This is a genomic window from Streptomyces sp. A1277 (assembly GCF_004795015.1).
Classification (GTDB): Bacteria; Actinomycetota; Actinomycetes; order Streptomycetales; family Streptomycetaceae; genus Streptomyces.
Genome location: NZ_SSBI01000002.1, coordinates 117275 through 135440 on the forward strand (window position 1 = coordinate 117275; position 18166 = coordinate 135440).

The 18166-nt window shown below is 71.5% G+C and carries 20 protein-coding genes and 3 pseudogenes; 14 read left to right on the forward strand and 9 right to left on the reverse strand.

Going from position 1 to position 18166, the window contains the following annotated elements:
- Positions 1-26: 26 nt before the first annotated feature.
- The gene (locus tag E6R18_RS01975) at positions 27-314 is read right to left on the reverse strand and encodes a hypothetical protein (RefSeq protein ID WP_136315060.1); all 288 of its coding nucleotides are present in this window, start codon (positions 312-314) and stop codon (positions 27-29) included.
- Between the two features lie 243 nt (positions 315-557).
- On the opposite strand from E6R18_RS01975, the gene E6R18_RS01980 reads away from it, so the two are divergent.
- From E6R18_RS01980 to E6R18_RS01995, 4 genes are read left to right on the forward strand one after another with little or no spacing between them, the layout of a single operon-like run.
- Positions 558-1313 (forward strand): (5-formylfuran-3-yl)methyl phosphate synthase, encoded by a 756-nt coding sequence (locus E6R18_RS01980; protein ID WP_136315061.1) that lies wholly within the window; start codon positions 558-560, stop codon positions 1311-1313.
- Positions 1314-1321: 8 nt separating this feature from the next.
- Positions 1322-2734 carry an aldehyde dehydrogenase family protein gene (locus E6R18_RS01985; protein ID WP_136315062.1) on the forward strand — a complete coding sequence of 471 codons (1413 nt, stop codon included), beginning with the start codon at positions 1322-1324 and terminating at the stop codon, positions 2732-2734.
- Complete coding sequence (locus E6R18_RS01990; protein WP_136315063.1) at positions 2731-3843, forward strand: NAD(P)-dependent alcohol dehydrogenase; 1113 nt, start codon at positions 2731-2733, stop codon at positions 3841-3843. The genes E6R18_RS01985 and E6R18_RS01990 overlap by 4 nt, the downstream gene beginning before the upstream one ends.
- A complete protein-coding gene (locus E6R18_RS01995; protein ID WP_136315064.1) occupies positions 3840-4808 on the forward strand; it encodes an SAM-dependent methyltransferase in 969 nt (322 codons plus the stop codon). Before E6R18_RS01990 ends, E6R18_RS01995 begins: the two co-directional genes overlap by 4 nt.
- A gap of 60 nt (positions 4809-4868) precedes the next feature.
- On the opposite strand, the gene E6R18_RS02000 is transcribed toward E6R18_RS01995, so the two are convergent.
- Positions 4869-5372, reverse strand: a complete 504-nt coding sequence (locus tag E6R18_RS02000; RefSeq protein WP_136315065.1) for a GNAT family N-acetyltransferase — start codon at positions 5370-5372, stop codon at positions 4869-4871.
- A gap of 78 nt (positions 5373-5450) precedes the next feature.
- Positions 5451-6074, reverse strand: coding sequence for a hypothetical protein (locus tag E6R18_RS02005; RefSeq protein WP_136315066.1), 624 nt, complete (start codon positions 6072-6074; stop codon positions 5451-5453).
- Between the two features lie 258 nt (positions 6075-6332).
- Here E6R18_RS02005 and E6R18_RS02010 point away from each other — a divergent pair.
- Positions 6333-6768, forward strand: a pseudogene (locus E6R18_RS02010) (alcohol dehydrogenase catalytic domain-containing protein); the annotation flags it as partial.
- Here the strand turns inward: E6R18_RS02010 and E6R18_RS34620 are convergent.
- Positions 6769-7119, reverse strand: a pseudogene (locus E6R18_RS34620) (aldo/keto reductase); the annotation flags it as partial. It lies immediately after the preceding pseudogene.
- A gap of 96 nt (positions 7120-7215) precedes the next feature.
- On the reverse strand, positions 7216-7995 hold the full coding sequence (locus tag E6R18_RS02020) for an NAD(P)H-dependent oxidoreductase (protein ID WP_136315067.1): 780 nt from the start codon (positions 7993-7995) through the stop codon (positions 7216-7218).
- Between the two features lie 141 nt (positions 7996-8136).
- Between E6R18_RS02020 and E6R18_RS02025 the strand changes: the two genes are divergently transcribed.
- On the forward strand, positions 8137-8997 hold the full coding sequence (locus tag E6R18_RS02025; protein ID WP_136315201.1) for a helix-turn-helix transcriptional regulator: 861 nt from the start codon (positions 8137-8139) through the stop codon (positions 8995-8997).
- Positions 8998-9084: 87 nt separating this feature from the next.
- On the opposite strand, the gene E6R18_RS02030 is transcribed toward E6R18_RS02025, so the two are convergent.
- Entirely contained in the window at positions 9085-9987 is a 903-nt protein-coding gene (locus E6R18_RS02030; protein ID WP_136315068.1) for an SAM-dependent methyltransferase, read from the reverse strand.
- 163 nt (positions 9988-10150) lie between these two features.
- Between E6R18_RS02030 and E6R18_RS02035 the strand changes: the two genes are divergently transcribed.
- On the forward strand, positions 10151-10951 hold the full coding sequence (locus E6R18_RS02035) for a GNAT family N-acetyltransferase (protein WP_136315069.1): 801 nt from the start codon (positions 10151-10153) through the stop codon (positions 10949-10951).
- A 52-nt stretch (positions 10952-11003) separates the two neighbouring features.
- Here the strand turns inward: E6R18_RS02035 and E6R18_RS02040 are convergent, their stop codons facing one another.
- Complete coding sequence (locus E6R18_RS02040; RefSeq protein WP_240799566.1) at positions 11004-11582, reverse strand: TetR/AcrR family transcriptional regulator; 579 nt, start codon at positions 11580-11582, stop codon at positions 11004-11006.
- Positions 11583-12111: 529 nt separating this feature from the next.
- Here E6R18_RS02040 and E6R18_RS35200 point away from each other — a divergent pair.
- From E6R18_RS35200 to E6R18_RS02060, 6 genes are all read left to right on the forward strand, one after another.
- Complete coding sequence (locus E6R18_RS35200; RefSeq protein WP_276607248.1) at positions 12112-12342, forward strand: hypothetical protein; 231 nt, start codon at positions 12112-12114, stop codon at positions 12340-12342.
- Positions 12261-12500 carry a hypothetical protein gene (locus E6R18_RS35205; RefSeq protein WP_276607252.1) on the forward strand — a complete coding sequence of 80 codons (240 nt, stop codon included), beginning with the start codon at positions 12261-12263 and terminating at the stop codon, positions 12498-12500. The genes E6R18_RS35200 and E6R18_RS35205 overlap by 82 nt, the downstream gene beginning before the upstream one ends.
- Positions 12501-12616: 116 nt before the next feature.
- Positions 12617-13687 carry an alpha/beta hydrolase gene (locus E6R18_RS02050; RefSeq protein ID WP_136315070.1) on the forward strand — a complete coding sequence of 357 codons (1071 nt, stop codon included), beginning with the start codon at positions 12617-12619 and terminating at the stop codon, positions 13685-13687.
- Positions 13688-13986: 299 nt separating this feature from the next.
- Positions 13987-15198: a hypothetical protein gene (locus E6R18_RS02055; RefSeq protein WP_136315071.1), complete on the forward strand. Its 1212-nt coding sequence runs from the start codon at positions 13987-13989 to the stop codon at positions 15196-15198.
- Positions 15199-15623: 425 nt separating this feature from the next.
- Positions 15624-15854, forward strand: a complete 231-nt coding sequence (locus E6R18_RS34630) for a hypothetical protein (protein WP_240799567.1) — start codon at positions 15624-15626, stop codon at positions 15852-15854.
- The gene (locus E6R18_RS02060; protein ID WP_240799568.1) at positions 15839-16348 is read left to right on the forward strand and encodes a hypothetical protein; all 510 of its coding nucleotides are present in this window, start codon (positions 15839-15841) and stop codon (positions 16346-16348) included. Before E6R18_RS34630 ends, E6R18_RS02060 begins: the two co-directional genes overlap by 16 nt.
- 63 nt (positions 16349-16411) lie before the next feature.
- Here the strand turns inward: E6R18_RS02060 and E6R18_RS02065 are convergent.
- Positions 16412-16671: pseudogene (locus tag E6R18_RS02065) on the reverse strand (lipase); the annotation flags it as partial.
- A gap of 121 nt (positions 16672-16792) precedes the next feature.
- Here E6R18_RS02065 and E6R18_RS02070 point away from each other — a divergent pair.
- On the forward strand, positions 16793-17539 hold the full coding sequence (locus E6R18_RS02070; RefSeq protein ID WP_136315072.1) for a DUF1838 family protein: 747 nt from the start codon (positions 16793-16795) through the stop codon (positions 17537-17539).
- A gap of 105 nt (positions 17540-17644) precedes the next feature.
- Here the strand turns inward: E6R18_RS02070 and E6R18_RS02075 are convergent, their stop codons facing one another.
- Positions 17645-18094, reverse strand: coding sequence for a spore-associated protein (locus E6R18_RS02075; RefSeq protein WP_136315073.1), 450 nt, complete (start codon positions 18092-18094; stop codon positions 17645-17647).
- Positions 18095-18166: the final 72 nt, after the last annotated feature.

Sequence of the window (18166 nt, forward strand, 5' to 3'; positions counted from 1 at the left end):
AGCGCGGTGCGAAAGGGCCGTGGCGGTCAGCCGAGACCCCGGTGGCCGGCCCACATCTCACCGGCGCGGCCGGCGGCTGCGGCAACCAGGGCCGCCAGTTCGGGCCGGTCCGGCACCGGGAACGAGACGTACGCGCCCCGGCCGCCTTCCACCGGCCGGCCGTATGCCTTCGCGGCGAGGTGACCGTCGGGGAGGAGCCGGACGTTGAGGGTGGTCAGCTGAAAGGTCGCGCCGCGTCGGGTGTCCGTCCACCGGAGCGCCTCCGGGATCGTGATGTTGACCGCCAACGCGCTTACTTCCAGGTCGCCGCTCATGGACGGATGATCCCACGCGGGGCGCGGGGAGACGCCTCTCCCAAAGGGGGCCCGTCTTTGATCGGTGGGCCCGTTCGCGCCGGGGCGCGCGGCGCATTGCCTGGGGGGCAAGTGCTCCACAGGGGCTTCGCACGCCCTACCGGCGCCCATGGGCAGTGGAAATGATGAGCGCACCGCACGTGAATCAGGTGATCCGCACCCCTGCCCTTCGGTCAGGCGGACCTGCGGCGGAAGGAGCTCAAGGTGTTGCTTCTCATCTCTCCGGACAGCGTCGAAGAAGCCCTCGACTGCGCGAAGGCGGCGGAGTATCTCGACATCGTCGACGTGAAGAAGCCCGACGAGGGATCGCTCGGCGCCAACTTTCCCTGGGTCATCAGAGAGATCCGTGACGCGGTCCCGGCCGACAAGCCGGTGTCCGCGACCGTGGGCGATGTCCCGTACAAGCCCGGCACGGTGGCCCAGGCGGCGCTCGGCGCGGTCGTCTCCGGAGCCACGTACATCAAGGTCGGCCTCTACGGGTGCACCACGCCCGACCAGGGCATCGAGGTCATGCGCGCGGTCGTCCGGGCGGTGAAGGACCACCGGCCCGAAGCGCTCGTCGTCGCGTCGGGATATGCCGACGCCCACCGCATCGGCTGCGTCAACCCGCTCGCCCTCCCCGACATCGCCGCCCGGTCCGGTGCCGACGCGGCCATGCTCGACACCGCCATCAAGGACGGGACGCGACTGTTCGACCATGTTCCGCCGGACGTCTGTGCCGAGTTCGTGCGGCTGGCCCACGGGTCCGGTCTGCTCGCCGCCCTCGCGGGCAGTGTCAAACAGGCCGACCTCGCTCCGCTGACCCGGATCGGCACGGACATCGTGGGCGTACGCGGAGCGGTCTGCGAGGGCGGCGACCGCAACGCAGGAAGGATTCAGCCCCATCTGGTGGCCGCCTTCCGGGCGGAGATGGACCGGCAGGCCCGGGAGCACTCGGCCGGCCTCCCCGTCGTCGGCTGACCGCCGGCATGCCGACATCCCATCCGGCTGGTCCGGGCCGCGCACCCGGACGCGGGACCGCGCACTTTCCCGTCCTCGACCCGGCCACCGGGGAGACCGTCGACGAGGCCCCCGACCAGCGGCCGCAGGAGCTGGACGCCGTGGTCGACCGGGCCCACCGGGCCTGGCACGGCTGGCGCGCCGACGCCGCCGCGCGGACCGGTGCGCTGCTCCGGGCGGCCGAGGCCGTGGAGGCGGCGGGCGACGACCTCGCCCGGCTGCTCACCCGGGAACAGGGCAAGCCGCTGGCCGAGTCGTACGCGGAGATCGCGCGTACGGCAGCCCGGCTGCGCTACTTCGCGGCCCTGGTCCCAAGGACACGGCGGATCAGCGACGGCCGGCCCGTGCGCAGCGAGATCCGCTGGCGTCCGCTCGGTCCGGTCGCCGCGATCGTGCCGTGGAACTTTCCCCTCCAGCTCGCGGCGGCGAAGTTCGCTCCCGCCCTCGCTGCGGGCAACACCGTCGTACTCAAACCGTCCCCGTTCACCCCTCTCGCCACCCGGCTGCTGGGTTCCGTCCTCGCCACCGCCCTGCCCGAGGACGTGCTGACCGTCGTCACCGGCCGTGAACCGCTCGGTGCCGGTCTCGTGTCCCACCCGGGCATCCGGCACGTCACCTTCACCGGCTCGGTGCCCACCGGACGGGCCGTCGCCGCAGGGGCGGCCGCGTCGCTCGCCCGGGTCACCCTGGAGCTCGGCGGCAACGACGCCGCCGTCCTGCTGGACGACGTCGATGTGGAGCGGATCGCGGACCGGTTGTTCTGGGCCGCCTTCCGCAACTGCGGGCAGGTCTGCATGGCGGTCAAGCGGGTGTACGTCCCCGCCCGGCTCCACACCGACGTGGTCGAAGCGCTCGCCCAGCGGGCGAAGGCGGTGGTCGTGGGGAACGGGCTGGACCCGGACACCCGGCTGGGCCCGGTCAGCAACGCGCCCCAGCTGGCCCGGGTCGAGCAGGTCACGCGGCAGGCCGTGGCGGACGGTGCCCGGGCGGCGGCCGGCGGCCACCGGCTGGACGGCCCGGGCCACTTCTTCGCTCCCACGATCCTCACCGACGTCTCCCCCGGCAGTGCGGTGGTGACCGGTGAGCAGTTCGGTCCTGTCCTGCCCGTGCTGCCGTACCGGAGCCTCGACGAAGCCGTGGAGGCGGCCAACGGCACCGGGTTCGGGCTGGGCGGCTCCGTGTGGGGCACCGATCCCGACCGGGCCGAGGCGGTCGCCGACCGGCTCGAGTGCGGTACGGCCTGGATCAACCATCATGCCGAGCTGTCCCTCGCCCAGCCGTTCGCCGGCGTCAGGAACAGCGGTGTCGGCGTCGCGGGCGGACCGTGGGGGCTGTACGGCAACCTGCGGCCGTTCGTCGTCCACCGCCCGGAGGAAGCATGACGACGCGTTTCCGGGCGGCCGTGCTGCGCTCGTACGAGGACCCCTTCGCGGTCGAGGAGGTGGCCCTGAACACGGAACCCGCAGTTGGCGAGATCCTGGTCGAGGTCGCGGGCTGCGGGATGTGCCGGACCGACCTGGCGGTCCGGCGATCGGCCGGCCGGAGCCCGTTGCCCGCGGTGCTCGGTCACGAGGGGGCCGGGGTCGTGGTGCGGACGGGCGGCGGCCCGGACACGTCGGTCGGCGTCGGCGACCACGTCGTGCTGAGCTTCGACTCCTGCGGGCACTGCCGCAACTGCCGGGGCGCTGCCCCCGCGTACTGCGACTCCTTCGCCTCGCTCAACCTCTTCGGGGGCCGCAAGGAGGACGCGCCCCGGCTGACCGACGCGACCGGCCAGGCGCTGGCCCCGCGGTGGTTCGGCCAGTCCTCGTTCGCCGAGTACGCGCTCGTCCCGGCCCGCAACGCCGTCCGGGTCGACCCCGCGCTGCCCGTCGAACTGCTCGGGCCGCTCGGCTGCGGCTTCCTCACCGGGGCGGGGGCCGTGCTGAACACCTTCGGTGCCGGACCCGGTGACTCGTTGGTGGTCCTCGGCGCGGGGGCGGTGGGGCTGGCCGCCGTGATGGCGGCCGGTGCCTGCGGTGCGTCGGCCGTGGCCGTGGACCGGCACCCGCAACGGCTCGCGCTGGCCGAACGGTTCGGCGCGGTCGCGCTGCACGCCGACGCGGCAGGGCTGCCCGAGCGGATCCGGCGGCTGACCGACGGCGGCGCGCAGTACGCGCTGGACACGACGGCGTCGCCCCCGCTCATCAACGACGCGCTCCGAGCCCTGCGCCCAACCGGCAGCCTCGGTCTGGTGGCACGGCTGCACACCCCGCTGCCGCTCGAACCGGGCACGCTGGACCGGGGCCGCAGCATCCGCCACATCTGCGAAGGGGACGCCGTCCCCGGGCTGCTGATACCCGTGCTGACCGGGTTGTGGCGGGCCGGCCGCTTCCCCTTCGACCAGCTGATCCGTACGTACCCACTGGCCGACATCAACGAGGCCGAACGCGACTGCGACGCGGGCCGCGTGGTCAAACCCGTCCTGCTCCCGGAGGGAAGAAGCCGATGAACGACGCAATCAGCACCACGGACTCGCCGCACCCGAGCGGCGACGAGGGCGCGGACGTGGCCGGCGGCTCGGCGCCGCGGAACCCGGATGCGGGAGGCGTGGACGAGGGCGTTGGTCTGACCGCGCTCCTGGTGGCCGCGGCACGGGCGATCGAGACCGGCCGGAACGACAGCCTGGCTCAGGATGTCTACGCGGAGCACTTCGTGCGCGCGGCGCCGGCGTGCGCGGACTGGCCGGTGCGCATCGAGCAGGTGCCGGACGGGGACCGCAACGCGTTGTGGGGGCGGTTCGCCCGCTACTTCGGCCTGCGCACCAGGGTCCTGGACGACTTCCTCCTCGGGGCCGTCGGTGCGGGCGCCCGCCAAGTGGTCCTGCTGGGCGCGGGGTTGGACACGCGCGCCTTCCGGCTGGACTGGGCGTCCGACTGCGCGGTCTTCGAGATCGACCGGGCGGGTGTGCTCGACTTCAAGCACCGGGTGCTCACGGGCCTGTCGGCCGCCCCGAAGGTGAAGCGGGTGCCCGTTCCGGTGGATCTGCGGGCCGACTGGGTCACCGCGCTGACGTCGGCGGGCTTCGATCCGGCCGCGCCGAGCGTCTGGCTGGCCGAGGGACTGCTCTTCTACCTGCCGAGCCCTGTCGAGACGTATCTCATCGACGCCGTGGACCGGTTGACCGCAGAGGGCAGCGCACTGGCCTTCGAGGCCAAGCTGGAGACGGATCTGCTGGCGTACCGGGACAGTGCGATCTACACGGCGACGCGGGAGGAGATCGGCATCGACCTGCTCCACCTCTTCGACAAGGGACCACGGCCCGACTCGGCGGGCGACCTCACGGCCAGGGGGTGGTCCACCTCGATGCGCGCCCCGTTCGACTTCACCCGCGAGCACGGACGCGGCCCGCTCCCCGAGCCGAACGACGCGCTGGAGGGGAACCGGTGGGTGTTCGCGCACAAGCGCCGGCAATGACCCCCCTCTGACGCGCGCGGAGGTGCGGAGCCTGCCTTCGGTGGGCTCCGCACCTCCGTGTCAGGGCAATGACCGTGTGAGCCAGGCGACTTCGCCGCTGTCCTCGGTGGACACGCGGTCCCGTTCGAAGCCTAGCTTCTCCAGGACGCGGAGCGAGGGTGTGTTCCAGGTGCCGACGGTCGACCAGAGGCGTGTGCGCCCGGTCGCGGCAGCGGCTTCGAGCACTGCGGCGGCCGCCTCGGTGGCGTAGCCGCGCCCGTGCACGCGCTGGAACAGCTCGTAGGCGATTTCGGGCTCCTCCAGGGTGGAGCGGCCGATGATCAGCCCGCAGTAGCCGATGAAGTCGCCCTCGTCGCGGCGCTGGATGGGCAGCAGGGCGATTCCGGTCTTCTCGGTCGCGGTGAGCAGTTCCGTGATGGACGTCCGGATGTGCTCGACCGTGGGCGTCCCCTTGCCGCGTTCGGAAAGCAGGGCGCTGAACTCGGCGGCGTCCGCCTCGTCCCACGGCCGCAGTACCAGCCGCTCGGTCAGGAGGTGGAAGGGCATCGACTCGTACGTGGGCATGCCCCTACTGTGCCGCACGGGCCTGGGGCGCCGCGGGTGCCCTGTTACGGGTGGTAACGACGGGCACCTTCGGCCGAGTCAGCCCGTCGTGGACTGCTGGGCGGGCGACGGGCCTTCGTGGGTCGCCGCCCAGGAGGCGAGCAGGCGCAGCGACTCCTCGGAGGCCGAACCGGGCTCGGCGGCGTAGATGGTCATGGTCAGTCCGGGTTCGGCGGCCATCTCAAGGCCCTCGAAGGCGAGCGTGAGATCCCCGACGACGTCGTGGTGGAAGCGCTTCCTGCCGGTGCCGTGGCGGCGGACGTTGTGGGCGCCCCACCGGGTGCGCAACTCCTCGCTGCGGGTGGACAGCTCACCGACGAGGTCGTGCAGGTCCTTGTCGTACGGGTTGCGGCCGGCCTCGGTCCGCAGGATGGCGACGGCCACGTCGGCGAACAGGTCCCAGTCGGGGTAGAAGCGCCGCGAGGCGGGGTCGAGGAATGGGAATCGTGCGAGGTTCTCCTGGTTGGCGGGGGTCGCGTAGACCTCGCGGTGGAAGGCGCGGCCGAGCGGGTTCACGGCCACGATGTCCATGCGGCCGTTGCGTACGAACGACCGGGCCCGCGGTGGTCGCGTCCAGCGTCCATCGGGCAGTCCGGCCTGTTCGGGGCTGACCCTGGCGCGCCGCGAGGTCAGGAATTCGCGGACCTCATCACGGTTGTCCATGTTTCGACCGTACGGCGCGTGCGGCCGCTGAGCGATGTACTGCCAGTACACCCTTTGTCCGTAACTCGCTCCGGTGGTGGCGGAGCGGTTTCCTGGATGACGTGGCGCACCGCGGCTGCTCCTTCGGGGTGGTCGGAGCGCCGGCCCGGGGCGCGGCGCGCTCCTGCCGCCCGTACCGGGCCCGTAACCGCATTCCGCGGCCGTCGATGACACGGCATCTGTGTCACCGGCCGCCACCGTAGGTAAGGAATTTCTCTCATGCGCGGAGCAGTGATCCACGCTCCCGGCGATGTGCGCCTGGAGAACGCGGCAGAAGCCAAGATCAATCATCAAGCCGACCGACGCGGTCGTCCGGACGGCCGTGACCTGTGTGTGCGGTTCGGACCTGTGGCCGTATCGCGGTGCGGAGCCGATCGACGGCCCGCATCCGATGGGGCACGAGCACGAGTACGTCGGCTTCGTGGAGGAGGTCGGATCGGAGGTGACCGCGGTGCGGCCCGGGCAGTTCGTGGTCGGCTCGTTCGCGACCTCGGACAACACGTGTGCGCATTGCCGCAACGGCTTCCAGTCGCACTGCCGGAACCGCGAGTTCATGAGCACCTGCCAGGCCGAGTACGTGCGCATCCCCAACGCACAGGGCACCCTGGTCGCCACCGGCGAGGTGCCGGGCGAGGAGTTCTGGCCGGGTCTGCTGGATCACGATGTTGCCCGTCTGCAGGTGCCCCCGCGGCACGACCTGTGCCGGGGTTACGCCGTTGGCCTGAGCGATGGCGGTGACCGCCTCGTCCCCGAGCACCGCGCCCTGGGCCAGCGTGGCTCCACGCCTCGGTGGCGATGCGGTGTTCGGCGTGGAAGGCACGCAGTTCCGCCTGCTGGAGGCCGGGGCGCAGTTCGACCTGGTTGACGGCCGGAACGACGTCGGTGTGCTCCATGAGCCGCCGCAGGCGGGGGATCCGGAAATCGGAGACGCCGATGGCACGGGCGCGGCTGTCGGCGAGGATCTTCTCCAGTGCTTGTACGTCTCCACGTGCAGGTCGCGGGCCGGGCGATCGTCATCGTCCACCAGCAGGACTCGGGACGTCGACGGCTCTCTCAGCACCATGGACGCCGATGCCAGTGCCGCCCACTCCCCCGCCGCCGGTCATCCGCGCACGTGCAGCCCGAAGCCGGTGCGGCCGGCCGGCTCCACGCCCTCCTTGAGGTGCAGGGAGGGGATGACGTAGTCGCCGGAGTTCTGCCGGCGGAACGGGATCGGATCGGTCGTCTCCACGGTGAGGAGGCGCCGTTCCCACGCCTTGGCCGCCTCCGAGTACTCCTCGGCGGTCATCCGGTCGGCGCCGTACAGCACGAAAGGCGGCAGTACTTCGAGGCCCGGGTAGTGGAGGACGCCGTGCTGGATCGGGAACAGCAGGTCCTCGATGGGGCCGTTGATGCCGCGGGCGGAGTAGTGCGGTTCCGGGCCGCCGATGGTCACCGACAGCAGAGCCCTCCTGCCCGCGAGGGTGCCTTCGCCGTAGCGCTCGCCGTACTTGGTGTCGCTGTGCTCGCCGACGCCGTACGCGAAGCGGTAGGTGAACACCCGGTCCACCCAGCCCTTCAGGATCGCGGGCATCGCGTACCACCACAGGGGGAACTGGAAGATGACGGTGTCGGCCCACAGCAGCTTCTCCTGCTCGCCGCGTACGTCCGCGGTGAGCGTCCCGGCGTCGAAGGCGCGGCCGGAGTCGCGGGCCGCCTTCAGTGGGTTCGAGGCGTCGGGGCCGTAGTCCGTGGCGTCGACGACCGCCTTCCAGTCCATCGCGTACAGGTCGCTCACCCGCACCTCGTGCCCGGCTGCCTCCAGGGTGGACACCGCGAGATCCTTCAGCGAACCGTTCAGCGACTCCGGCTCGGGGTGGGCGTGGACGATGAGCGTCTTCATGGGGAACTCCTCGGGATCGGCTGCTCCCGATCCTGGGGGCTGCTCCGTGCGGCGTTCAGGGACGCTTCTTCCGTAGGACGGGTCTTCCTGGTACCGGCAGGGCCACCTTCCCGGGGCGCTGCCGAGGCCATACTTGGGGGCATGGACGATCTAGCGGGCTTCCTGCGGACCCGGCGCTCCCGGGTCGAACCGGCCTCCGCCGGCATCGCCGTCGACAGCCGCCGAAGGGTGGACGGCCTGCGCCGCGAGGAGGTCGCGCACCTGTCGGGGGTCAGCGTCGACTACTACGTACGCCTGGAGCAGGGCCGGGCGACCCAGCCCTCCGAGCAGGTCCTCGACGCACTCGCCCGCGTCCTCGGCCTTGACGAGATCGAGCGGGAGCACCTCTACCGGCTGGCCCGGCAACGCCGCCGGCGTGCGAAGACACCCGGCGGCCGGGTCCGGCCGGAGTTGCTGCGGGTCCTCGATCTGGTGACCGACGCACCCGCGATGATCATGGACCACCGTATGGACGTACTCGCCGGAAACCGTCTCGCCGGGCTGCTGTACGGCCGGTCGATGCCGGGGCTGAACACCGCCCGGCACCTCTTCCTCGAGGAGACCGATCGCGGTCTGTACGCGGAGTGGGAGCAGTGCACGCTAGACGCGGTCGGGCATTTGCGGCTGGCCGCCGGCAAGTATCCGGAGGACACGCGCCTGGCCTCGCTGATCGGTGCGCTGGCCATGGGGAGTGATCGCTTCCGCCGCCTGTGGGCCCGTGCTGACGTCCGTGCCCGCACGCATGGACGCAAGGTGTATCGGCACCCGCTGGTCGGGCTGCTGGAGCTGCACCAGGAGAATTTCGTGCTTCCCGACGCCCCGGGCCGCGAGATGCTGGTGCTGTCCGCGGCCGCCGGCAGCCCCGCCGAGGACGGGCTGCGCCTGCTGGCCGGGCTGGGGGCGGACAAGGAGAGCGCCGAGGAACACGTGGAGCCCTCGGTGGACGCGCGGGTTCGCGAGTAGCCCGGTACGCGGCGTGGGCACGAGCGCGGAGTCAGGCAGCCGGCACGGTGTTCCTGACGGGTGGCGCGCCCGGTTCGTCGACGTGCATCAGTGTCCTGCCGGTGTGGATGCGAAGACCCACTGGTTGGCGGCCAGTGTGTCGTTGGTGGGCTGTGGAAGAGGGCCGCGGCCGTACTGCCTGGTGAAGTCGAACGGTGTGCGGACGGTCGTGGCCCATCCCCGGGCGGTGAGGGCGGCGGTCGAGTCGGGTCGGGGTTCGGGGTTGAACAGAGCGGACAGGTCGACCCCGATCCGTTCGCGTACGAGGGTGTGCAGGGGGTAGTCGGCGGTCGCGGCCGGCTGCATACCGTGCTTCACCTCGTAGGCCAGGGCGCTCCCCGCCGCGCTGTGTGCGACGACGGTGTCGATCAGGGCGCGTTCCGCGGCGGGCGGCAGGTACGGGAGCAGCCCTTCGGCCACCCAGCTCGTGGGCGTCCGCGGATCGAACCCGGCCGCGGTCAGCCGCTCGACCCAGCCGTGGCGCAGATCCGCTGCGAGCGGGTGCCGTACGGCCGACGGTACGGCGCCCAACGCGTCCAGCACGGTCCGTTTGAAGGCGAGGACCTCCGCCCGGTCGATCTCGAAGACGGTGCAGCCGGGCGGCCACGCCAGCCGGAAGGCGCGGGCGTCGAGCCCGGCGCCCAGGATGACGGCCTGCCGGGTTCCCGCCTCCGCCCGGTCCAGCAGGAAGTCGTCGAACACCCGGGTGCGCAGCGCGAAGAAGCGGCCCAGCCTGCCCCACAACGGGTCGGCGTCTCCCCCGGGCACCTGACCGGGGTGAACGGGCCAGTCCGCACTGACCTCGGACGCGCGTACGAAGTGTTCGGCATAGGTGTCACGGGCCAGGGCGTCGGGGCGGCCGGACTCGATGGCGCGCGCCGCGGCCACCATCAGGGCGGTCCGCCCGACACCCTCGTCCACGTCGATGCCCCGGCCGGCGGCCTCGCTCATGTCTCGTCCTTCCTCATGCGCCACTCGGCATGCCCTCGAAAGGTGCACACGTCCACAGAATCGCCCCGCGACCCCCTGGTCGGAACCTATGATCCCAGCGACAACGGGCATCAGGCCGCATCCGGCCGGCTCTTCGTGCGCTCAATACATTTCGGGAGTTGTGGTGACGGTTCTCGCGGAGTCGGTCGAATCGATGGAACAACTCGCCGTGGCCTGGCGGGCCATGGTGCTCGACCGGGATGCGGACGCGGATGTACGGGACCTGCCCGGGATCGCTGTCCGGTGGGCCGACTGCGGCTTCGCCTTCTGGAACTGCGTCACCCTGACCGACGTCGGGGCGGATGCCCAGCTCGTCGGGCAGCGTATGGGGCAGGCGGCGGACATCATGCGGGCGAAGAGGCAGCCCGGTTTCCTGTGGGTCTTCGAGGGGCTCCTCCACGAGGAGGGACGCACGGCGCTGGACGAGGCGGCCGAGCGGGCAGGTCTCGCGTACGCCTTTCCCGGCACGGGCATGGCCGGAAACCTGTTCCCGCTTCCCGAACCGGCCCACCCCGAGCTGGAGTTCGTCCGGGTGAGCAGTGACGAGCAGCTGCTCGCCTACGCGGACCTCAACTCGCGCGCCTACGGGTTTCCTCTGGAGGCGGGCCGTGACGGGATCGCGGGGTCCTCACTCTGGAAGAGCGGCGTGCACGCCTACCTGGGGCTGCGCCAGGGCGTGCCCGTGACGTGTGCCGCCACGGTGGAGGCTGAGGGGCGGCTCTTCGTCGTGCTCGTCGCCACCGATCCGGAGTGGGAACGCCGGGGGTACGGGGAGGCGGTGACGCGCAAGGCGCTGTACGAGGGTGCCCGGGCCACCGGCCTGACCCGGGCCACGCTGCACGCGACCGCCGCGGGCGCGCCGGTGTATCCGCGGATCGGCTTCGTCCCGAATTCGGCCATGCGCTTCTACGGCCTGAAGGACTGACGCCGGTCCTCGGCCGGGTGGGGCCGCCGGTCCGGCCGCCGCCCCGATGTGGTCAGGGGCGCAGTGCCTGGAGGGTCAGTTCGCCGTACCGGCGCCAGAGCGCGGGGTCCCGGTCGGCGATCCTGATCAGCTGGACGGCGAGGCCGCAGAGCACGATGCGCAGATCGAGCACCGAGGCGTCGGCCCGGACCTTTCCGGTGGCCTTGGCGGCTTCCATCAATTCCGACAGTTGGATCAGCAGGCCGGAGCCGTTGCGGACGCCGGCGTCGGCGAGCACCTCCGACAGCAGCCGGTCACCGGCGAGAGCCTCGAAGAGGCGGAGCACGTAATCGGCGAACGCCCGGTAGGGGTCGGCCTCTTGCAACGCGACGGCGGTCGCCCGCTCCAGCTCCGTCAGCCGGTGGTTGACGGCAGCCGCCACGAGGTCTTCCTTGGTGGGGTAGCTGCGGTAGACGGTCGCCTTGCCCACCTCGGCCCGTTCGGCGATCTGCGGAACGGTGCCCTGGAGGCCGGATTCCTGGAAGACGTCGAGCGCCGCCGCGAAGACCCGCTCGTGGTTGCGGCGGGCGTCGGCCCTGCGCAAGGGCGTGGCCGACGCGCCGGGGCCGGGACTCGTCTCTGCGGAACTCACCCGCCCATTGTGCCCGTACCCGGCGCCGAAACGGCCCTCGCCCCCGCCTATTCGGAGCCGGTTGCCGAGCCGGTCGGAATTTCTCGCGCGGCGGGGAACTTCGCGCTGCCGGGGTCCGTTTACGCTCTGAACACTAAGTGGACCCATGGGTCCGAATATGTTTTCGGTCCGTTTCAGCTTCCTGGAGCGATCATGAATCGGTTAGTTCCCCGGCAGGACCCGCGGTTCGGCGCCCCGGCCCACCCGCTTGTCGCATCCGCCCGCGCGATCGCCCCCGTCCTGCGCCGGAACGCCGACGCCGCCGAGCGGGAGAGCAGGCTGACGCCCGAGGCCGCGCGGGCGCTGCGCGAGGCAGGCTTGTTCCGGCTCGACGTGCCGCGGAGCCTCGGCGGGTACGAGCTGCCCCTCACCGCGTGCGTCGACGTCCTGGCCGAGACGGCCCTGGCCTGCCCGTCCAGCGCCTGGGTCCGACGGCGACCTGTCGGGGCCCGGACTCGCCCTCATCCCGGTCGGTGCGCTGACCATCGACATGTCCCTCCACCGCCGCCTGGCCGACTCCCCCAGCGTCCAGGCCGCGCTCGCCGATGCGAGCATCCTGATCGACTCCGCCTCCCTCCACCTCATGCGTTCCGCCTCCGCGGTCGACGCGGCGGCGGAATCGTCCGAGGCCGCCCCCTGCTGGACCGGGCCCGGGTGCGCATGGACGTGGGGCATGCCTCCACCTGCCTGCGTCAGGCGGTGCAGTTGCTGCTCACGGTGAGCGGTGCGAGCAGCTTCTCGCAGGCCAGTCTCATCCAGCGCCACTGGCGCGACCCGGAGACCTCGGCCCGGCACCCCACGCTCAACCCCGGCCTGGCCCGGGAGATATACGGCCGCGCCCTCGTCGGCGACGAGCGGCCCGTCAGCCCCATGGTCTGACGGACGGGCAGCACCCTTCGGGGCGCCCGAGCCCGGGGCTCCCCTCCCCCGTACCCCACCCACCCCGGCGCCCACGCACACGCGTTGCGGCCGTCCACCCGCACAGGAGGCTCCACTTGATCAACAGGCGTACCTTCGGCAAGGCCGTCGGTCTCGGCACCGACGCGGCCGCTGCTTCCGTGGCCGCCGGGCTCTCCACAGCGCCCACCGCATCGGCCGCTCCTCGCACGGGAGACGGAGCACCGGCGCCGACGGTGCCCGCGACGGCTCCCGGGGGCCACACCTCCTTCGGCGAGCTGAAGCGCATCAGGGCCGGTCTGCTGAACGTCGGCTACGCCGAGGCCGGACCGGCGCACGGCCCCGTGGTCATCTGCCTGCACGGCTGGCCCTATGACATCCACAGCTACGTCGACGTCGCGCCTCTGCTCGCCGCCCGGGGGTACCGGGTGATCGTCCCCTACCTGCGCGGTCACGGCACGACGCGTTTCCTGTCCTCCCGCACCTTCCGCAACGCCCAGCAGTCGGCGGTCGCCCTCGACATCATCGCCCTGATGGACGCGCTGAAGATCGAGAAGGCCGTGCTGGCCGGCTTCGACTGGGGATCGCGCACGGCCGACATCATGGCGGTGCTGTGGCCCGAGCGCGTCAAGGCGCTCGTATCGGTCAGCGGATACCTCATCACCAACGTCGAGGCCCAGAAGACTCCTCTGGCCCCGGAGGCCGAGCACACGTGGTGGTATCAGTACTACTTCGCCACCGAGCGGGGGCGCAGCGCCATGAAGGACGACAGGACCCGGCCCGAGCTGTGCCGGCTGGTCTGGGACACCGTGTCCCCCACCTGGGACTTCGACGACGCCACCTTCGCGCGCACGGCCGCAGCCTTCGAGAACCCCGACTACGCGGACATCGTGATCCACAACTACCGCTGGCGGCTCGGCCTCGCGGACGGCGAGCGCCGCTACGACCGCTACGAGCGGGTGCTGTTCACGATGCCGACCATCGCCGTCCCCACCATCACGCTCGACGCGGAGCGGGATCCGTTCGCCCCTACGGATGACGGGGCTTCGTACCGTCACCAGTTCACAGGCCCGTACGACCACCGAACGCTGGCGGGCATCGGCCACAACCTGCCGCAAGAGGCGCCCGCCGCCTTCGCTCAGGCCGTCGTGGACGTGGACCGCCTCTGACGCGGAACGGCCGGCCTACGCGGTGACGCGCGGCGGCGGAAAGCGGCGGCGGAAAGCGGCGACAGAGAGCGGCGACAGAGAGCGGCAGTAGGCGGCCGCGCAACCGCCTGCGGCCCCGTTGCCGAGGACGGCTGCCGACCGTACGCGTCCAAGACCACTCCGTCACAGAACCGTCGCAAAGGAGGGCACAACTCGAAGGCCGGACCGCCTGTCCAACTGTGTGAGGCGGCGGGCACGACCACTCACCGTCATCGGACGCGGCAATCGGCCGCGCCGCACGAGCATTCACGGGGGAAACGTTGAACACCACTGCACGCACACTGCGCTCGTCCGTCGTGGCCACGGGAGCCGGGCTCCTTCTGGCCGCCGCCGGAGCCGTCCTGGCCCCTGCCGCCATGGCCGTGCCGACGGACACCATGCCGCCGGCGCTCTCCGTGTCCACTGCCGCACCGGCGGAGATCGGGCTGGGGGGCCTGCCGGTCGGCTTCACCACCACGGCTTCCAACACCGGAGCGTACGACACGTCCGCCGCCCGGCTGATCTACCGCATCGACGGCGGCAGCGGTCTCCCGCCGAACGCCCTCAGCCTGCAGTACCGGCTGGACGGAACGGCGTGGAAAACGGTGCCGTTGACCTACGACGACGCGGAGTTCTCCGGCGAACTGCCCGAGACGTTCCCGCTGGCGGCCGGCAAGTCGCGGACGGTACAGCTGCGCCTCGGTCTCCCCATGGGGAGTCCCCACGACGGCGACAGCAACGGCGGCACCAACCGCCTGAAGCTGACGACCATGATCTCCTACGGTGTCTCGGGCGCCGCCAACGACACCGATGTGGACACCGTTCAGGTCCACGGACTGAGCACCCGGCTGTTTGGTGTGCCTGCCACCGCCGTCGCGGGCGGGCCCGGTGTCACCTTCCGGGCCACGGTCACCAACCCGACGGCGTCGGCGTACGAGAACGTCACCGACGTGCTGTTCACCAACCGCCACACCACGGTGCAGGTACAGCGCTCGGGGAAGTGGACGACGCTCAAGCCGGTCGCTTCCAGCGCCGAGCCGGACGTCTACGGCTTCGACGTCATCGGCAAGGACGCCTCCCTCGCGGCCCACAGCAGCACGTCCGCCAAGGTCCGCGTGACCTACCGGAAGGACGCACCGGTCGGAAAGACCACCGTAAGCCCCTGCGCGATCGTCAACGAGGGATCCATCCCGTTCAGGGGTACCACCAGCTGCGGACCGCCGGCGTCGGTCACGGTGAAGGCAGCGTCGGCGACCGGCACCGCGACGCCGACTCCGTCGGCCACCTCGACGACGTCCGCCGGTTCGGCCTCTCCCCTTCCGACGACCGCCGGGGCGGCCGCCACCGCGACGCCGTCCGGCATGACCGCGCAACTGGCCCGGACCGGGAGCGGCGGCGTCTCGGTGGCCGCGGTGGCCGCGGCGGGCCTCGTCGCGACGGGAGCGGGCGCGCTGGGCTTCACCGCGGTGCGGCGCCGGCGCGGCCGGGCCTGAGGCCAGGCCACCCGGGGGCGCCCGCACCGTCGTAGGAATCCGGGGCGGACCGTTCTCGCCGCTGCCGCGCACGGGCCGGCGGGGCTGGACGCGGTCCGCCCGGAGAGCCTGGGCTCGGGCTGCTTTCAGGCCCGGATCCGAGTTCCGAAGCTCACACCCGGACCTCGGATCCGAAGCTCACACCGGACCTCGGATCCGAAGCTCACACCGGACCTCGGGTCCGGATCCGAGATCCGGATCTTCTTTCCGGGTCTCCTGTCCGAACCATTTCGGCAGACCACTGCTCGGTGACGGAACCGGCGTGGGGTGCGCGTCCCCGCTCCACGCCGACACTGGACGGTTCCAGGCGATGACCACGGGTCGGCACATCAGGACGCCGACGACCCCATGTGGTCCACCCCGCCGGGCAGCGAAAGGGACGCGCCGTGTCGTCGTCGACCTATCGCGCGCTGCTCCGCACCCCCGGTGCCGCAGCCTTCTTCCTCACCGCCATCGCGGGCCGCACGGGCATCGCCATGACGAGCCTCGGCATCGTCTGGCTGGTGCACGACCGCACCGGCTCCTATACCGTGGCCGGTCTCGTGACCGGTTGCTTCGCCGTCACCGAGGCACTGGTCGGGCCGCAGTGCACTTCGGTGCGATGCAGGTCTCGGTGACGGGCTTCGCGGTGGAGCACGGGGCGGCGCAGGCAGCCGCGCCGCTCTACGCGGTGTCGAACTGCGCCGGTCTGCTGGCCGGCTGGCTCTACGGTCTGCGCCGATGGCGCGGTGCACCGCAGACGCAACTGGCCTTCGCGGCCATCGGGTTGGCGGTGGGCTGCCTGCCGGTGCTCACCGCAAGCTCCCTTCCGGGGATGGGTCTCGCACTCGCCGCCACCGGCCTGGCGGTCCCGCCGATCCTGGTCCTCTCCTCGGTGCTCACCACGGCATCGGTCGGCCCGGCCGCGCTGACCCAGGCGTTCATCAGGCTGAACTCCGCGAGCGCCGCGGGGTCGGCCGGTGCGGCGGCGATGGCGAGGCACGCGGTGGACGTGTACGGGGCGCGCGGGGGCTTCGCCGTCGCCGCCGCGGCCACCTCGGCGATGGCGGTGCTGGCATCGGCCCACGCGCGTGCGGGGCGGGGCGTTCGCGATTCCCGCCAGAGCGCCTGACGCGTCCGGCCCCCGGCGTGGCGCATGCCGGGGGCCGGGCCTTTCGGTGTCGGGTGGGGTGGGTCAGGAGGCGATGAAGCGCGCGACCTGGCCCAGCACGACCGTGCCGGCCAAGTACCCGATGTGGTTCTGGCAGACCACGTTGTTGTTCGTGGCGCCGTCCAGCCGGGTGCTGGTGTACGGGAGGATGACGCCGTCGCACGCCGAGTACCAGGTGGCGTACTTCGTGTCCCCGGTGTCTCGTCGCCGGAGGTGATCTGCGAGATGAACGAGGAGCCCGGGTACATCTGCTGGCAGGTCGTGTAGATCAGGCACGCACCGGCCTTCGTGAAGTACGGGGATGCCCGGTCCGGGCGGCCCGCGCAGCGGTGGTTTTCGGCCGTTTCGGTCCTGGTGGCAGGGTTTCGCGCCCGGCCGGACCGGCGCTCGCGCAGAGTGCTTGGCATGACGACACCCTCTGAGCTGCTCCGTTCCCTCGCCCGCACCCGGGCCTCCCTCGACGGCGAGGAGGTCACGTACTGGTGGTCGGGTGATGTGTACGCATGGGCTCCCGGCCAGCCCTACGAGCGGGTCTTGGGCTTCGAGGGGCTCAACGTCGCCCGCCTCGTCCAGGACGCCGAGGCGGGTCCGGACGCCTATCAGCTGCTCACCCGCGAAGCGGCCTTCTACCTGAACCCCGGCACCCGGAAGATCCTGGAGACCTGGAACGGCCTGCCGGTGGTGCATGTCTGGAACGACCCCGCCAACCAGAGGTGGCGCCCCTTCCCGGTCCCGACGACCGACCTGGGCCCGCAGGTGTGCTTCAGCCTGGAAATCCCGCTGGCCTACCCCTCGCCGCTGCCCGTGGCCGATTACCCCGTCCACTCGGCCGGGGACACGTACAAGGCCCTGGAGCTCTTCCAGTTCTTCGCCGACCGTGCCGATCTGGCCGGATCGGCGCCCAGCGTCCCTGCCACCATGTCGTGGACGCGGATGTCCCCGTGGCTGCCGTGGATGGCCCGGGGCCAGGCGCCCGGCGGCCTCACCTTCCACTGCCGGGGCCGGAAGCTGGGCTCGTACGCCGAGGTCCCCGAACGCACCCGCGCCTACATCTCCGCCCACCACCCGGAATTCGCCCACGCGCCGGAACGGTGGAGCGAGCCGAACGAGACCAGCTGGACGTACTTCCGCAAGCTCAACCCGCCTGTCTAGGCACTGTCGTAGCCCCGGCGCCGGTCAGTCCTCGAACCGGCCGTCCCGTGCATGCCGGACCCGTGCCCGGGGGGTGCCGGGCACGGGTCCGGTGTGGGGTGCGGGTCAGCGGACTTCGAGGACCCGATTCTCCTTGAGGGAGGCGCAGTTGGAGTTATCCACCGACACGTACACGTTGGCGATGTGGCCGCTCCAGCTCACGCAGTGGCCCTTGCCGTAGGCGTAGGCCGGGCCCGCGTACGACGTGAACTTCCCTGTGTCGTCCGCCCAGGCGTCGGTGTCGGGGATGTAGATGGACGCGGACATGTCCTGAGCGGTGCCCGGGTTGGACCGGATGGTCACCACACAGTTCTTGCCGTTCGAGGCGTTGTACGTCAGGTAGATCGTGCCGAGGGAGCCGACGGCGGCCGAGTTCACGGTCTTGTAGGCGTTCCCGCAGACACTCTGCGGTGTGACGTTGGGCGCCGCGGAGGCGGTCGTGCCGAACGCGGCGGTCGCTCCCACCATCAGGGTGGTCAGTGCCCCGGCGGATGCGACATTACGCATGCTTCGCATATTTCCCCCTTGCGTGTTCAGGAGTGGTTTGCTCCCACTTGTTGTGACCTCCGAGGGGCATGGATGGTTGTA